This is a genomic window from Enterobacter cloacae subsp. cloacae ATCC 13047 (assembly GCF_000025565.1).
In the GTDB taxonomy this organism is placed as follows: Bacteria; Pseudomonadota; Gammaproteobacteria; order Enterobacterales; family Enterobacteriaceae; genus Enterobacter; species Enterobacter cloacae.
Genome location: NC_014121.1, coordinates 727,547 through 743,252, shown reverse-complemented (window position 1 = coordinate 743,252; position 15,706 = coordinate 727,547). Strand labels below are relative to the sequence as shown.

15 protein-coding genes are annotated in these 15,706 nt (G+C 56.1%); 9 read left to right on the top strand and 6 right to left on the bottom strand.

Annotation, left to right across the window (positions count from 1 at the left end; genetic code table 11):
* Positions 1-172 precede the first annotated feature (172 nt).
* From ECL_RS03600 to yjiA, 4 genes are all read left to right on the top strand, one after another.
* Positions 173-1,075 (top strand): helix-turn-helix transcriptional regulator, encoded by a 903-nt coding sequence (locus ECL_RS03600; RefSeq protein ID WP_013095445.1) that lies wholly within the window; start codon positions 173-175, stop codon positions 1,073-1,075.
* Positions 1,076-1,280: 205 nt separating this feature from the next.
* Positions 1,281-3,434 (top strand): carbon starvation CstA family protein, encoded by a 2,154-nt coding sequence (locus ECL_RS03595; RefSeq protein ID WP_013095444.1) that lies wholly within the window; start codon positions 1,281-1,283, stop codon positions 3,432-3,434.
* A 114-nt stretch (positions 3,435-3,548) separates the two neighbouring features.
* On the top strand, positions 3,549-3,752 hold the full coding sequence (locus ECL_RS03590; protein ID WP_003856610.1) for a YbdD/YjiX family protein: 204 nt from the start codon (positions 3,549-3,551) through the stop codon (positions 3,750-3,752).
* 10 nt (positions 3,753-3,762) lie between these two features.
* Positions 3,763-4,716, top strand: a complete 954-nt coding sequence (gene yjiA / locus ECL_RS03585) for a GTPase (protein WP_013095443.1) — start codon at positions 3,763-3,765, stop codon at positions 4,714-4,716.
* A gap of 50 nt (positions 4,717-4,766) precedes the next feature.
* On the opposite strand, the gene ECL_RS03580 is transcribed toward yjiA, so the two are convergent.
* Together ECL_RS03580 and ECL_RS03575 are read right to left on the bottom strand one after the other, a co-directional pair.
* On the bottom strand, positions 4,767-5,942 hold the full coding sequence (locus ECL_RS03580) for an IS4 family transposase (RefSeq protein ID WP_013095442.1): 1,176 nt from the start codon (positions 5,940-5,942) through the stop codon (positions 4,767-4,769).
* Between the two features lie 114 nt (positions 5,943-6,056).
* The gene (locus tag ECL_RS03575) at positions 6,057-7,415 is read right to left on the bottom strand and encodes an esterase-like activity of phytase family protein (protein ID WP_013095441.1); all 1,359 of its coding nucleotides are present in this window, start codon (positions 7,413-7,415) and stop codon (positions 6,057-6,059) included.
* A 402-nt stretch (positions 7,416-7,817) separates the two neighbouring features.
* Here ECL_RS03575 and ECL_RS03570 point away from each other — a divergent pair, with 402 nt between their 5' ends.
* Together ECL_RS03570 and ECL_RS03565 are read left to right on the top strand one after the other, a co-directional pair.
* On the top strand, positions 7,818-8,363 hold the full coding sequence (locus tag ECL_RS03570; protein ID WP_013095440.1) for a YfaZ family outer membrane protein: 546 nt from the start codon (positions 7,818-7,820) through the stop codon (positions 8,361-8,363).
* Positions 8,363-8,683, top strand: coding sequence for a hypothetical protein (locus tag ECL_RS03565; RefSeq protein WP_013095439.1), 321 nt, complete (start codon positions 8,363-8,365; stop codon positions 8,681-8,683). Before ECL_RS03570 ends, ECL_RS03565 begins: the two co-directional genes overlap by 1 nt.
* Before the next feature lie 41 nt (positions 8,684-8,724).
* Here the strand turns inward: ECL_RS03565 and ECL_RS03560 are convergent, their stop codons facing one another.
* The gene (locus tag ECL_RS03560; RefSeq protein WP_013095438.1) at positions 8,725-10,095 is read right to left on the bottom strand and encodes an NAD-dependent succinate-semialdehyde dehydrogenase; all 1,371 of its coding nucleotides are present in this window, start codon (positions 10,093-10,095) and stop codon (positions 8,725-8,727) included.
* Positions 10,096-10,232: 137 nt separating this feature from the next.
* Here ECL_RS03560 and ECL_RS03555 point away from each other — a divergent pair, with 137 nt between their 5' ends.
* The 3 genes from ECL_RS03555 to ECL_RS03545 are packed head-to-tail and all read left to right on the top strand — an operon-like array spanning position 10,233 to position 12,981.
* Positions 10,233-10,976: a helix-turn-helix transcriptional regulator gene (locus tag ECL_RS03555; RefSeq protein ID WP_013095437.1), complete on the top strand. Its 744-nt coding sequence runs from the start codon at positions 10,233-10,235 to the stop codon at positions 10,974-10,976.
* 48 nt (positions 10,977-11,024) lie between these two features.
* The gene (locus ECL_RS03550) at positions 11,025-11,699 is read left to right on the top strand and encodes a LysE family translocator (RefSeq protein WP_013095436.1); all 675 of its coding nucleotides are present in this window, start codon (positions 11,025-11,027) and stop codon (positions 11,697-11,699) included.
* Entirely contained in the window at positions 11,683-12,981 is a 1,299-nt protein-coding gene (locus ECL_RS03545) for a DUF445 domain-containing protein (RefSeq protein ID WP_013095435.1), read from the top strand. The genes ECL_RS03550 and ECL_RS03545 overlap by 17 nt, the downstream gene beginning before the upstream one ends.
* Here the strand turns inward: ECL_RS03545 and ECL_RS03540 are convergent.
* Genes ECL_RS03540 through ECL_RS03530 form a run of 3 tightly spaced genes read right to left on the bottom strand, consistent with a single transcriptional unit; the run spans position 12,951 to position 15,551 of the window.
* Positions 12,951-14,027: a DUF2955 domain-containing protein gene (locus ECL_RS03540; protein ID WP_013095434.1), complete on the bottom strand. Its 1,077-nt coding sequence runs from the start codon at positions 14,025-14,027 to the stop codon at positions 12,951-12,953. The genes ECL_RS03545 and ECL_RS03540 overlap by 31 nt on opposite strands.
* Positions 14,017-15,084: an HlyD family secretion protein gene (locus ECL_RS03535; RefSeq protein WP_095440265.1), complete on the bottom strand. Its 1,068-nt coding sequence runs from the start codon at positions 15,082-15,084 to the stop codon at positions 14,017-14,019. Before ECL_RS03535 ends, ECL_RS03540 begins: the two co-directional genes overlap by 11 nt.
* On the bottom strand, positions 15,081-15,551 hold the full coding sequence (locus ECL_RS03530; RefSeq protein WP_013095432.1) for a MarR family winged helix-turn-helix transcriptional regulator: 471 nt from the start codon (positions 15,549-15,551) through the stop codon (positions 15,081-15,083). Before ECL_RS03530 ends, ECL_RS03535 begins: the two co-directional genes overlap by 4 nt.
* Positions 15,552-15,706: the final 155 nt, after the last annotated feature.

Here is a 15,706-nt window from a genome sequence, read left to right as displayed (position 1 = left end):
CTCGCGCTGGCCCTCCTGAGGCCAGCGCGCCTTTCTGCAAAAATTCCTAAGGTTTCCGCTAAATCACGCCGTTATATAGCCATAAGAGAAATTTTCTGTGCCTGAATACTGACACGCTGTGTCAGTGCTACCCGCATCATTCAGCGCATACCCTAATATACAGGAAGACCTTATGGCTAAAACGACGCGGAGCCGCTCGGCTGAACGTCTGGTCGATATTCTCCTTGAGCTACATTTAAACGGTGTGATAAACCGCAGTGCGCTGATGGAGAAATTTAATATTACCGAGCGTACCGTCTACCGGGATTTAAATGCGCTCTCCCCGATTGTGGAACATACCGGAAACGGGCTATATCGACTGATCCATTCCGCTCAATCGCCCGGCGGAAAAGGATTACACCATACCCTTGCTAACTTCCTGAATGCTGATAGCTTTTTCCCCGAAAGAAACGCGGAGTTTTGGGAGAAACTCGAAAACCGCGTTGACGAAAATCATATTCTTATTCTCGCCAACGAGGCGGAGCACACGGCGGAACGTGATATTCGTCGCCATTTATCCAACATTGAAAAATCGATTAAAAACTGTAATGTTTGCCAGATCGTTTATAAAGGCAAAACCCGGCTGATTAACCCCTATAAACTCATTAACAAAAAAAATATATGGTATTTACAAGCTACCGAAAATAGCCGGTTAAAATCCTTCTCATTGAGTCAGATTCGCTGGCTTGATATTCAGAAACGCACCTTTACGCCGGACGAAAATGTGATCGGGCTGTTGGAAAAAAACCTCGATCCGTGGGTATCGGAAGATACTTTCGAGGTGAAAATATTTATTAAGGATAATATTTCACACTACTTCCTGCGCCGCGATCTCCTCCCGGCACAAGAGCTGCTGGAGGAGCAACACGACGGCGTGACGCTGCGCTGTCAGGCAGCACATGAAAACCAGATCCTGCCGCTGCTGTTCTACTGGTTACCCAACATTCAGATCCTGGAGCCAGCCTGGCTTAAGGAAAAGCTGGTTAAAACGCTGGAAGGCTACCTGGCGGGGAGCGCAGCCACGGTAACCGGGTGATCTGTATCACATTATTTCTCCCGCTGGCGGCGAGCCTGAACCACTCGCCGCCCCCTTTGACCGCTCACCAGGCACTTTCAACCACTCACCCATTTTCTCCCCTTTACGCGCGCAAGCTTCTGGCACGATCGCTCCAGCATTACTCAATACCTCCTCACAACGAACCCTGACCCTTTTTTCTTTACATAAAAAACCAGGTCTTACTATGGATACTAAAAAACTACTGAAGCACGTGCCCTGGGCCTTACTCGGGATCCTCGGCGCTTTCTGTCTGGCGGTTGTCGCATTACGCCGGGGCGAACACGTAAGCGCCCTGTGGATCGTGGTCGCGTCGGTTTCCGTCTACCTTGTGGCTTATCGCTACTACAGCTTATACATCGCGCAGAAGGTCATGAAACTCGACCCGACGCGTGCCACCCCGGCGGTCATTAACAATGACGGCCTGAACTACGTGCCAACCAACCGCTATGTGCTGTTTGGTCACCACTTTGCCGCCATTGCAGGCGCTGGCCCGCTGGTCGGCCCGGTACTGGCCGCGCAGATGGGCTACCTGCCGGGTACCCTGTGGCTGCTCGCTGGTGTAGTGCTGGCGGGTGCGGTGCAGGACTTTATGGTGCTGTTTATCTCCTCGCGCCGTAACGGTTCGTCGCTGGGTGAGATGATCAAAGAAGAGATGGGCCGCGTGCCGGGTACCATCGCCCTCTTCGGCTGCTTCCTGATTATGATCATCATCCTCGCGGTGCTGGCATTAATCGTGGTGAAAGCGCTGGCTGAAAGTCCGTGGGGCGTCTTTACCGTCTGCTCTACCGTGCCGATTGCGCTGTTCATGGGGATCTACATGCGCTTCCTGCGCCCTGGCCGCGTCGGCGAGGTGTCGGTCATTGGTATCGTGCTGCTGGTTGCCTCAATCTACTTCGGCGGTGTGATTGCGCACGACCCGTACTGGGGTCCGGCGCTGACCTTCAAAGACACCACCATCACCTTTGCCCTGATTGGTTACGCGTTTATCTCTGCCCTTCTGCCGGTATGGCTGATTCTGGCTCCGCGTGACTATCTGGCGACCTTCCTGAAAATCGGCGTCATCGTCGGGCTGGCGATCGGTATTGTGATCATCAACCCTGAACTGAAAATGCCGGCGGTGACCCAGTACATTGACGGTACCGGTCCGCTGTGGAAAGGCGCCCTGTTCCCGTTCCTGTTTATCACCATCGCCTGTGGTGCCGTTTCTGGCTTCCACGCGCTGATCTCCTCCGGCACCACGCCGAAGCTGATGGCCAACGAAACCGACGCGCGTTTCATCGGTTACGGTGCCATGCTGATGGAATCCTTCGTGGCGATCATGGCGCTGGTGGCTGCGTCTATCATCGAACCGGGTCTTTACTTCGCGATGAACACCCCGCCGGCAGGCCTGGGCATCACCATGCCAAATCTGCATGAGATGGGCGGTGACAACGCGGCGCTGATTATGGCGCAGTTGAAGGACGCCAGCGCCCACGCGGCGGCGACCGTCAGCTCCTGGGGCTTTGTGATTTCGCCTGAGCAGATCATGCAGACCGCGAAAGACATCGGCGAACCGTCCGTGCTGAACCGCGCCGGTGGCGCACCGACGCTGGCGGTAGGTATTGCACACGTGTTCCACAAAGTGCTGCCATGGGCGGACATGGGCTTCTGGTACCACTTCGGTATTCTGTTCGAAGCGCTGTTCATCCTCACCGCGCTGGACGCCGGTACCCGTGCAGGCCGCTTTATGCTGCAGGATCTGCTGGGTAACTTCGTGCCGTTCCTGAAGAAAACCGACTCTCTGGTGGCGGGCGTGCTGGGTACCGCGGGCTGCGTTGGCCTGTGGGGTTACCTGCTGTACCAGGGCGTTGTTGACCCACTCGGCGGCGTGAAGAGCCTGTGGCCGCTGTTCGGTATCTCTAACCAGATGCTGGCCGCCGTTGCCCTGGTGCTCGGCACCGTGGTACTGGTGAAGATGAAACGCACCAAATACATCTGGGTCACCATGGTGCCTGCGCTGTGGCTGCTGCTCTGCACCACCTGGGCGCTGGGTCTGAAACTGTTCAGCAGCAACCCGCAGCTGGAAGGCTTCTTCTACATGGCTAACCAGTACAAAGCGAAAATTGCCGCCGGTGGCGCGGATCTCACCGCCCAGCAGATTGCCAACATGAACCATATCGTGGTGAACAACTACACCAACGCGGGTCTGAGCATTCTGTTCCTGGTGGTGGTTTACAGCATTATCTTCTACGGCATCAAAACCTGGATGAAAGTGCGTAACGCTGAAGGTCGTACGGACAAAGAGACCCCGTACGTGCCGGTACCGGAAGGCGGCGTGAAGACCTCTTCGCACCATTAATCTACTAATACCCCTCACCCCAGCCCTCTCCCCATAGGGGAGAGGGTGTAAAAGTTCCCTCTCCCCTATGGGGAGAGGGTTAGGGTGAGGGGCTTTTCCTGTCTGGAATCCACAATGTTTGGTAACTTAGGCGAAGCAAAAAAATACCTCGGTCAGGCAGCGAAAATGCTGATTGGCATTCCGGACTATGACAACTACGTTGAGCATATGAAAACCAACCACCCGGATAAGCCCTACATGACCTACACTGAATTCTTCCGCGAGCGTCAGGAAGCGCGCTACGGCGGAAGTGGAGAAGGCGGCGTCCGCTGCTGCTAAAGGAGAGACCATGACCCCGATTGCCGTCACCCTGTTGACCGGTTTCCTCGGCGCCGGTAAAACCACCCTGCTGCGCCACATTCTCAACGCACAGCACGGTTTCAAAATCGCCGTGATCGAAAACGAGTTCGGCGAAGTCTCCGTTGACGACCAGCTGATTGGCGATCGCGCCACGCAGATCAAAACCCTGACCAACGGCTGCATCTGCTGTACCCGCTCTAACGAACTGGAAGATGCCCTGCTGGACCTGCTCGACAGCCGCGATCGTGGGGACATCCACTTTGACCGCCTGGTGATTGAATGCACCGGCATGGCCGACCCCGGCCCGATTATTCAGACCTTTTTCTCGCATGACATCCTTTGCCAGCGCTACCTGCTGGACGGCGTGATTGCCCTGGTCGACGCGGTTCACGCCGACGATCAGATGAACCAGTTCACCATCGCCCAGTCTCAGGTGGGCTACGCCGACCGCATCCTGCTGACCAAAACCGACGTGGCGGGCGAGAGCGTTAAACTGCGCGAGCGCCTCGCACGCATCAACGCCCGCGCGCCGGTATACACCGTGACGCACGGCGATATCGACCTGTCTCAGCTGTTCAACACCAACGGTTTTATGTTGGAAGAGCATGTCACCTCAAAACCGCGTTTTCACTTTATGGCGGATAAGCAGAACGACGTAGCGTCGATTGTGTTGGAGCTGGATTACCCGGTAGACATCAGCGAGGTCTCCCGCGTGATGGAGAACCTGCTGCTGTCCTTTGCCGATAAACTGCTGCGCTACAAAGGCATGCTGTGGATCGACGGCGAACCAAACCGCCTGCTGTTCCAAGGCGTACAGCGGCTGTACAGCGCGGACTGGGACAGACCCTGGGGCGACGAGCCGCCGCGCAGCGTGATGGTGTTTATTGGCATCCAGCTGCCGGAAGAGGAAATTCGGGCGGCGTTTGCGGGGCTGAAGAGATAACCGCCCAGCATCCCCTCTCCCTTTGGGCTGAGGGATCCCCAGTAATATGGTCATGCCACCATGACCATATTACTGTACTCTTTTCCCAGCTTTTTCATCTCGTTAACTATATTCAGCCGTCTCACTTTCCCGGGCTCATGCCGGATGACTTCTTCTGCCAGACTCAGGTATGACAGAACCCGTCTGTGCCTGATGCTACTTGCCTGATAGTGCCAGTGTAAACACTGCCTTTCTGCCCTGTAACCTGCCAGCCACATCACCAGGCTTGCCATTGCCGCGACCATATTCAGCACTTCCAGTCGCCCTTTTCCCTGACTCCGGCTCAGCCTCAGACCGAACCAGAAGCGTGGACTTTTGTCGTCCCGGAAGTTTTGTTCTATCTGCATTCTGCGGCTGTACAGGGCCATTATCTGGTGCGGCTCCAGTCCCTCTGCATTACTGAACAGCAGCCAGGGCTCCCGCGCGCTACTGCGGTGTTCCCGCTGTGTTTTCGGCATCCCCCCTTTTCCCTGACGCCCTGCGTCAGGGCGCTTATGCAGATAGAACCGGCCGTAACAGGGCGTTCGTGGTTTACGGGACAGGACACCGTAACCCACGCAGACCGGTTGTCCGGTAGCCTCAAGCTCACTGATTTTCATCCACTTTTTATCTCCGTCCAGCCGGAAGCTGATGCAGCCCCTGACCCTGCCGGTGAAGCTCCAGCCCAGCTGGCTGACATGCCGGAACCAGTCTGTCCGGAAGCCTGCATCTGTAATGATGGTGACGGCTTTATCTTTCGGGATGGCATCATGCAGGCGGTCAAGGAAGCGGCACTGTACACCACTGTTCTGCGCCAGCTCTGCGGGGACAACCTCACTCATAAGCGGCAGTGAGCGACCATTACAGACCAGGCTTGCCCGCAGAAGATACCAGTTCCTGTCATGCCAGCCTGTCCAGTCGACAGCAATCACACAGAAGGGCATCAGGGAGGTGATGGTATGTGTGAGCAGGTGCTGAATACGGGGAATATCCCGGTGAAGGGCGGTATTACCCAGGGCACGGTCAACACGTTTAATTTTATTTTTGACGTGCGCTCTGCCGGGAAGAGTGCGACCAAGGCTGGTCAGGGTCAGATCCGCACCGTGCGTGAGGGCAACGGCCATGGAAACAAGGACATTAATCCGGAAGCTGTGAACGTCCGGTAAAGACGCGGAGAAAAATTTCTGGCAGACTGTCTGTAAAGGCACGATGAGGTCTCTTCTGATTTGTTAGCGCAACCAGTAGATCACACTTCATCGTGCTTTTCATTTTTCTGGGGAACCCTCAGCCCACAGGGAGAGGGTTAGGGTGAGGGGTAAACCTTATTTCACCGCCTCCGGCAGCGTCACAATCCACAACTCACTGTCAGACGCCGGTTTCTCCAGCGGCTTCACGCTAAGGGTCGTCTCAACCGGCTTATCATCCAGCGTCAGCTTTCCTTCCGCGTTCACCCGATAATCCTTGAGCTTCTTGCCCTCGACCGGATGTTGCATCGCCACCTTCACGCCAAAATCGTTATCGTTCGCCACCGCCAGCGTTTTGCTGTCGATCAGCGCCAGCCCTTCAGCCTTTTCCTGCTGCCAGCCCAGGGCGCGCAGATCAACAACCTGCGTTTTCTGCGCAAGGGTAATGCCGCGCTGTGCCAGGGTTTTCTCATCATCAAACTCCGGATACTCGCCCGGCTTGTCGAAACCTGACAGGTCGCTCGCCTTACTGAGATCGACCTTGTAAATCAGGTTACGCATTCCGTCGTTTTTATCACTTCCCTGTTCGATCAGCAGGATGTGCTGGTTATCGAGCGCCACGATGTCGCCGATTTTAGCGTCGCTGTTTTTGCTGTAAGCCGCGCTGTCGATGGGATAACCGTACATCGCGGTTTTTCCGCTTGCCGGGTCAAAGCTCACCAGACGCGTAAACAGCGCCTTTTTCTTGCTCTTACCGTCGATATCCAGCGTACTTTGCACGGCGGCAATAATACGCCCGTCCGGCATACGGGTGAGGCCTTCAAAGCCGCGGTTCGCCTGACGCCATTTGAGGATATTTGGCAAACCGCCCGCAATTGCTTTTTCCCCTTCCGCCGCCTGCGGACCGTGGATCGCCAGGATTTTCCCTTTACTGTCGATGTTAATCAGGAACGGGCCATACTCATCGCACAGCCAGTAACCGCCTTTACCGTCCGGGGTGATCCCTTCCGTATCCAGCCCGCGATTATCCCCCTTCAGCCTCTTTAACGTGTCGCTGAAGGCCACTTCATTGGTGGATCCAATCACGTCGCTTTCCAGCGGCAGACCGTTGATCGCGCCTTTATCGTCATGCAGAGGACGGGCATCAATGGCCTCCGCTTTGCCGTTTTGTACACGAATCGTCATCAGCAGCGGCGCGAAATCTGGCGTAACGAAAATTTTGGCTTCGTTTTTACCCACTTTCGGTGAATCCGCGTTCGGACCGCGATCGGTAATGGTGGCGAAGGTCAGGGCATCGCCCTGTTTCCCGGTGAACAGCAGGCCAGAACCTATCCCAACCGGAAGGCCGTTCGGGAATGCACTGGCAAATGCGCCGGTGTAGTTCACGTGTGTGCCTTCTGGAAAACTGACGACATAGCGCTCAGCCGTAGGCTGCGCCGCGAGGGCAGAGAAAGAGAGAACACAACCGATTAGCACAGGAATAATTTTTCTTTTCATATTGTTAGCATCCATAAAGTGAAGCTCACACCGTAAAGAAGAAACGTGTCAGGAAAATGACATCGAATGGCAACATTGCGCGGGCCGGAGCGCCAAAGAAATGTAAAGCTCTGTTGTTATCTGTAACAACAGAAACATTTCTGGAAATTATTAGAAACCCAATTAATTCGCTGCGAACCACTCTTTCTGCTCTCGTTCAGATTATGTTTAGCTAAAAAAATAAACACTTTCTAAACGCCAAATCATTACCCGTTGACGACCTCGCAACCCAACACTCTCGCAACACCACCAAATTAAAAAATTAACAAAAACAGCATAAAACGGCGACTTTCATCACATTTGCAGTCATTAACATCGCTTGTTAAGGTGCGCCCAGATTAAATTGATGACGAGGCATATGAGATGAAAAAACTGAATATCCTTCTGCTGACTGCGTTGACTGCTGTATCGGGTTCTGCACTGGCTCTGGGTGGCAGCGTTGAGCAGGGTAAAAACTTTACCAACCTCAACCTGGAGATGGGTAAATCCTCATCCGGCCTGTATGTGGAAAGCAACTGGCTGAAAAACACCGATGACGGTACGCAGACCGGCGGTGTGGGTGCAGGTTATAACCTGGGTCTTGGCCCGGTCATGCTGAACGCGGGTGCAAAAGCTATCTATATCGGCCCGAAAAAAGGCGATAACGGCGTGGCGTTCCCGATCGGTGGCGGCGTAAACGTTGCCCTGACCGACAGCATTCATCTGTATGGTGAAGGCTACGTGGCACCAGAAGGGATGAACAACAGCGTGAAAAACTACGTTGAAGCCAACGGCGGCGTAAGCTGGACGCCAGTTACACCTGTGACCCTGAAAGTGGGTTACCGCCACGTGAGCGTGGATGGTAAAGACGGTCGTCCAGGCCACACCCTGATTGACGGTGCGTATGTTGGCGGTGGAGTCACCTTCTGATGAAACACCGCATTACCGCGCTTTGCGTTCTGAGCCTCACGCTTCTGCTCACCGGCTGCGTCCAGTACAAATGGGTGAAACCGGGCGTCAGCGACGCTGAAATGAACAAAAAGCTCACGGAATGTGAAGCGCAGGCGCTGATCGATCTGCCCCCGGATAACGTCGTAACCGGTTCGGACTCGGAAAAAACGGATCTGAAGAACAAGAAAAAGGATATTTCCACGAGCTACACGGTTGAAGACGCCAATGAGGATCGCAGGGCGACCCTCGTAGACAGCTGCATGTTCAAAAGCGGCTGGGATAAAATTGAAGTGCAATAATCTCTAAAAAACCTGCCTACTGGCAGGTTTTTTATTGCTGCTTACTTACGCACCACCACCAGCTTCTGGTTCACAAACTCTTTGATCCCCAGATCCGACAGCTCGCGTCCGTAACCGGAGCGCTTCACGCCGCCAAACGGCAGCTCCGGTGCGGTATCGGTGAGCCAGTTGATATACACCATCCCGGTCTCAATCCGTGACGCCATTTTCTTCGCGCGTTCAATATCCTGACTGAACACCGCACCGCCCAGTCCGTAGTGGGAGTCGTTCGCCAGGGCGACCGCCTCGTCATCGTTTTTCACCACATATATCTGCGCCACCGGGCCGAAGAACTCCTCGAAGTACGCCGGGTTGTCGCGGGAGATATTCGTCAGGATCGTCGGCTCAAAGAAGCTCCCGTCGCGCTGCACCGGTTTACCACCATAGTGTAACGTCGCGCCCTTTTTCACCGCCTCGTTGACCTGTTTTGTCAGCGTTTCGAGCGCATCTTTAGACGACAGTGGCCCAAGCGTGGTGCTTTCATCCAGCGGGTCGCCAATTTTCACCTGCTTAAAGGCGTCGGTGAATTTGCTCAGGAAGGCATCAGCAATTTTCTCATGCAGGATAAAGCGCTTCGCTGCGGTACAGACCTGACCGGCGTTGTTAAGTCGCGCGTTCACGCCTGTCTTCACCGCTTTATCGAGATCCGCGTCGTCCAGCACCACGAAAACGTCGTTACCGCCCAGCTCAAGGGTGGATTTCTTGATGTGCTTCGCCGCCTGCGCGGCCACCACGCTGCCCGCTTTCTCAGAGCCGGTTAGCGCGGCCCCCTGTACGCGGTCGTCAGCAATGATGTTCGCCACCTGCTCAGACGAGATAAAGAGATTGGTCCATGCCCCTTCCGGCGCCCCTGCCTCACGCACCAGATGAGCAAAGGTTTCGGCACAGTGCGGCACGATGCTGGCATGTTTAGCCAGAACCGGGTTACCCGCCGCCAGGTTAGGTGCCAGAACACGCATCAGCTGATAATACGGGAAATTCCACGGTTCCACGGCCATCAGCACGCCGATGGGGTGATGCTCCACCCACGCTTCTCCGAGTTCAGACGGGTACTTCACCGGGGCCAGGAACTGCTTCGCGTTATCGGCATAGTAGCGGGCGATTTGCGCGCACAGCTTCACCTCGCCGCGGCTTTGTTCGATGAGCTTACCCATCTCCTGACTGGCAATTTTAGCCAGCTCCTCGGTGCGTTCGTCGATCAGGTCAGCAAGCTTATGCAGCACCGGCAGGCGCTGTTCAATGTCGCCTTTCGCCCACTGCGAATGGTAAAGGGCGTCGGCCGCTTTCAGCGCCGCTTCGATATCCGCGTCGGTATGAGAGGGATATTCTTTGATGAGCTGGTTGGTGGCAGGATTTACTGTCTGATAAGCCATATCGAATCTCCATGTTTTACCGCTTAGGGTAGTAAGGGTAGACAACATGACGGGTGATGGACGTAAAGTTGGGTATATCCGGAAGGTTCTTAGCAGGGCCAGGGCATGGTATAAAAATGTTCCTGACAGGAGCGCCTATGACCCATACCCGACAGATCCGCCAGACCTTTAACCGCCTTCCGGGCCTTGAGCTGCGCAGCACGTGGCAGAGTACCGTGGCGTATAAACGTCATTGTCACCCCCAACTTTCGATTGGCGCGATAGTGGAAGGCCAGACCTGCTGCCGGTGCAATGACACGCAGTACATCCTCCACCCCGGCGATCTCATCGTGATCCCGGCACATGTGCCGCACAGCTGCAACCCCGTTGCGGGCCAGCCCCGTAGCTATCACATGCTCTATATCGACACGGATTATCCCCTGGCAGAACAGGTCATACGCGACAGCACGTTGTTTGCTCTTTACCAGAACGTTGTTGAGAACATGTCGGCTAATTCCCTGAACATGCTGATTTCTGCCCTTCCGCGCTGCGCCAGCCGCACGGGTGAACTACGTACAACCAGCCAGCACATCCAGCAGGCGTTTCTTGCCGATTTAACCAGCCCGCCGTCACTCGACGACCTTGCCCATCGCTTCTCGCTGCGCAAGGAGACGCTGATCCGCACCTTCAGGCAGGACACTGGCCTGACGCCGGGCAGCTTTCTCAACATCTCCCGCGTGGAATACGCCAAAGCGCGGCTGCGTGCCGGGGATGATATTGCCGATGTCGGCTACCAGAGCGGATTTGCCGATCAGAGCCATTTTCATAAGACCTTTGTGATCTATACCGCCGCCACGCCGCGCCAGTACGCCACGGGCCGATCAATATCGGACAATAAATAGCGTTTGCATCGCCGTAGTCTGACCTCGGTTTTTTACACAGAGGTTGCTATGGAACTGTTATTCCCTTCCGCTTTTCTCGCTCTGGCGCTGGCGCATTTTGTCGCCCTGTTAAGCCCGGGCCCGGATTTCTTCCTGCTGGTGGGCTACGCGGCGCGCTACCGGGTCCGCGGCAGCGCCGGGCTGTGCCTCGGCATCGCCGCGGGCAACGGGTTGTATATCCTGCTGGTGATTATCGGCTGGAGCGCGCTGCGCCAGTTTACGTGGCTGTTTACCCTTATCGAGTTTTGCGGGGCGCTGTATCTGCTGTGGATCGGCTCGCATCTGGTGCGCAGCCGCCCGCAAGCACTGGCACTGAATGAAACCCACCAGCGCTTCCCTTCACTGCGTAAGCAGATCCTGCTGGGACTTGGCTCGGCGTTATTAAATCCAAAGAACGCCCTGTTCTATCTGGCGCTGATGACGGCGTTACTGGGGCCGGACGTCACGCTGCTTCAGCAGTCGACCTGCGGCGTCTGGATGGTGATGGTAGTGCTGGTGTGGGATCTGGCGTTGGTGTCGCTGATGGGGCTGCCCGCGGTGCAACAGAGGCTCAGCCGTTCGCTGTGGCTAATTGAGCGGGCGGCGGGCGCGGTGTTGATAGGTTTTGGGGTATGGGTGTTGTGGCGGTTTTTGCACTTTCCCCCCCGTCTCCCTCTATCCTTAACCCATGGAAAAAATCGCTGAACTCAAACGCGCCAAGCTGCTGGCGCTGTCGCTGCTGCTGATTGCCGTCGCGGCGTTTATCACCACCCTGTTTCTGCCGCAAACCTTCTGGGTGCGCGGCGTGAAGGCCATTGCCGAGGCGGCGATGGTTGGCGCGCTGGCGGACTGGTTTGCGGTCGTCGCGCTGTTTCGCCGGGTGCCCATTCCGTTTATCTCGCGCCATACGGCGATTATCCCGCGCAATAAAGACCGGATTGGCGATAATCTCGGCCAGTTCGTGCAGGAGAAGTTTCTCGACACCCAGTCGCTGGTGGCGCTGATCCGCCGTTATGAGCCGGCGCAGATGATTGGCACCTGGTTCAGTAAGCCCGACAATGCCCAGCGTGTCGGGCAGCATCTGATTCAGGTGATGGGTGGTTTTCTTGAGCTGACCGATGACGGGCGTATTCAGCGCCTGCTCAAACGCGCGGTGCATAAGGCCATCGACAAGGTCGATTTCACCGAAACCAGCGCAGTGATGCTGGAGAGCATGACCAAAAACAACCGCCATCAGGTACTGCTGGACGCCATCATCAACCGCCTGATCACCTTGATTCAACGCGATAGCACGCGGGAATTTATTTCAGACCAGATCGTCCACTGGCTTAAGACCGAGCATCCGCGCAAGGCGATGGTGCTGCCCACCGAGTGGCTGGGCGATCAGAGCGCGGAGATGGTGTCAAACGCGGTGAATACCCTGCTGGACGACGTTAGTCATGACCGCACCCACCAGATCCGCCAGGCGTTCGACCGCGCCACGCTGAAGCTTATCGACAACCTGAAAAACGATCCGGAGATGGCCGCAAAGGCAGAGAACATCAAGCATTACCTGAAGAACGACGACGCGTTTAACCGCTATCTGGGTGAGATGTGGGCTGACCTGCGCCAGTGGCTGAAGGCGGATATGCAACGTGAGGATTCCCGCGTGAAGCAGCGCATCGCCAACGCCGGGCAGTGGTTCGGCGAAACGCTGCTCGGTGACGACAGCCTGCGGGCATCGCTCAATGAGCATCTGGAGCAGGCGGCGCACCGCGTGGCACCGGATTTCGCGGCGTTTCTCACTCGCCATATCAGCGACACGGTAAAAAGCTGGGACGCCAAAGATATGTCCCGCCAGATCGAGCTTAATATCGGCAAAGATCTGCAGTTTATCCGCGTCAACGGCACCCTGGTGGGCGGGACAATTGGCCTGATCCTGTTTTTACTCTCGCAACTGCCCGCCGTGCTTGCGCATTACTCCGTTTTGGGTGGTGCAATGACGTAGCGCGTCGCCTCAAAGCGATTGAGGATCAAGTGCACCAGAAACACCATCGTCAGCGTCGCCACCAGAGAAAAGGTCACCGAGGTGATGCGGTAGAGATCGCTGAACACCAGGTCGCTGTCCGGGTGCATGTTCTGACCGAACATAATCCCGATGGTGGTGATGCTGGCAAACCCAACGCCGGCTCCCACCTTCTCCATCACATGCAGACGCGCACCAAACGCCAGCCCGAGGCCGATAAGCGGCATCATCAGTAGCATGTGGCTGCTGTGATCGTAGAGGATAAGCTGCACCACCAGAATATAGAGACAGCCCAGCACCACGCCAGCCACGCGCCAGATAGAGCTCATCACCGCGCCGCGATAGTGCATCGGGAACAGAATCAACACACCGGCCATCAGCGCCGAAAGCGAATCGCTTAAATCGCTTATCTGGAAGATAACAAAAATCATCGTCGCAACGGTGCCGGAGAGCAGAGACTCGTGCCGCACGCGGGCATCATCTTTCTCGATCAGCGGCGGCGGCTTGCGCGGTTCAACGTCCGGCAGGAGGTAGTTCATCAGCGCGCTCAGGCATACCGCCATCACACTCGCTTCAATGTTGGAAAACAGCAGCGTGTGCCAGTCGGTGGTGGGATAGCTCATAAAGTTGAGCATCACGCTCTGGCACACCACGCCCATCGACCCGAACAGGAACAGCGGCCCCTTACTCATAAAGCGAAAACGCATGACATACAGGGCAAAAACTACCAGCGTCATGATCACCGGCCACTGGGACAGATAGCCGATGATAATCACCATTTCGACGCAGTTTAGCGATGCGCTGAAGATAAACTGCTTCGCCACATGGCGGTTAAAGACCGGCACCAGCGACAGCAGCATGATGGGGTAGACCACATAAAACACGCCGTAGCTGGTGTTATAGAAACTTGAAATACTCAGCGCGATCATCCCGGCAAAGACGATGCGCAGGGTCTGGCGAAAGTCATTGGCCGTATAGACGATGTTGCCGTGCGGGGTAAAGACCCGCGCCAGCGTGCTAATAGACATAGTGGAGCAGGCTCACCAGGTGGATTTGCATCCCGGAGAAGAAGCGCGCAAACGGCCCTTCGCTGTTGTAGAGCTGCACGGTGGCACGAGCGCCGGTCGGGAGCGGTTTCGGCAGCGTCTCATCCAGCGCCACGTGAATGCGCATTCGCTGAGCGTCGCGCACCCAACGGTTGGAGGTTTCCGGCGCGGACAGTTCGCCGCTCACCGCCTCCTGTCCGGCAAGGATCCCCGCATCGCTGCTGGTCACGTGGGCGCGGAAAACCTGTCCCGGAAAGGCGTCAAATACCACGGCGGCATCGGTCCCCTGATGGGTATGGCGCAGACTCTTCTCACGAAAATCGGCCACAATATCGGTCTGATTATTCACCAGCGCCAGCGCCGCCGAGCCGGACGAGGCATAAAACCCGGGGCTCAACTGCAGGTTGCTGACCGTACCATCCGCCTGGGCGTAAACCTTCGTCCAGCCGAGGTTCAGCTCCGCCTCATCCAGCGCGTTACGGTATTTTTGCAGCGTCACGTTGCGGTGCTCTTCCCGCTCGCCGCGCTGGATGCGCAGGTTATGGATGTTCGCCTGAATCGAGCTCACGGACTGCTCGCTGCTCTGCCAGGTGGTACGGACCTTATCCAGATCCGCCTGCGAGACGTTCTGTAACGTGCTCAGCTTCTGGTAGCGGTCAAAGGTCACTTTGTCGTTACGCGCGGTCAGCACGGCGGTTTTCAGGCTGGCCTGGGCGGCGGCGATCTGCGCGTCCAGCTGTTCATTGGACAGGCGTGCCTGCTCAAGCGCGATTTGCGCCGCCTCCACTTTATTGCGAAACGGCGTGTCATCCAGCTCAAACAGCAGGTCGCCCCGCGTCACCTGGCTGTTGTTGTGTACGTGCACGGCCGACACATACCCGGAGACGCGCGGAGAAACCGGCGTCACCACGCGCATGACGGTGGAGTCCGGCGTCAGCGGGATCCAGATATCGGCGACGACAAAGTAGACAAACATCAGCAGGAAAGAGGCAATACTCACCCTTACCCAGCGGGCAAACTTTTGTTCAGGAGTCATTATTTTTCGGTCTTGTTATCTTCTTCGCGGATTGTCCGCAAATTGCAGGCGATTTGATTCAAGGTGGCGCTGAAAATTTCGATATGCTCAGGCGCGATGTTTTGCGATACGCGTGTCTGGTACGTCTCAATCACCTGGGTGAGCCTTTTTAGGATGGCTTTTCCCTCAGGCGTCAGCGTCAGAAGCCGGATGCGCTTGTCATAAGGCGATACGGTGCGCAGCAGGTATCCCTGCTTTTCCAGCTGTGTCAGGGTGCGCATCAGCGGCGGCAGTTCAATGCCCTGCACCTCCGCCAGTTCACTCACCGAGACGTTATCCCCCAGTTGATGAAGCTGCATCATTACCGTCCAGCTCGACTGGGTTAACCCGGTATCGAGAATGGCGTCGTCAATAACGGCGCGCCACTGGCGCACAATCATCGCCATCCGCATGCCCATCGGCCTGCGGCAAAACAGTTGTTCTTCACTCATGGGGGGAACCTCTCGAAACACGTCGTCAAGATAATAGTTATCAGGGTAAGTATCAAGAAACGCGAGGCGAAAGAGCAGGAATTGCGAAAGGATATCTCCCTCTCCCGGCGGGCTGAGGGTTCCCCATACAATAATGCCTGCACGGAGGACCCCCT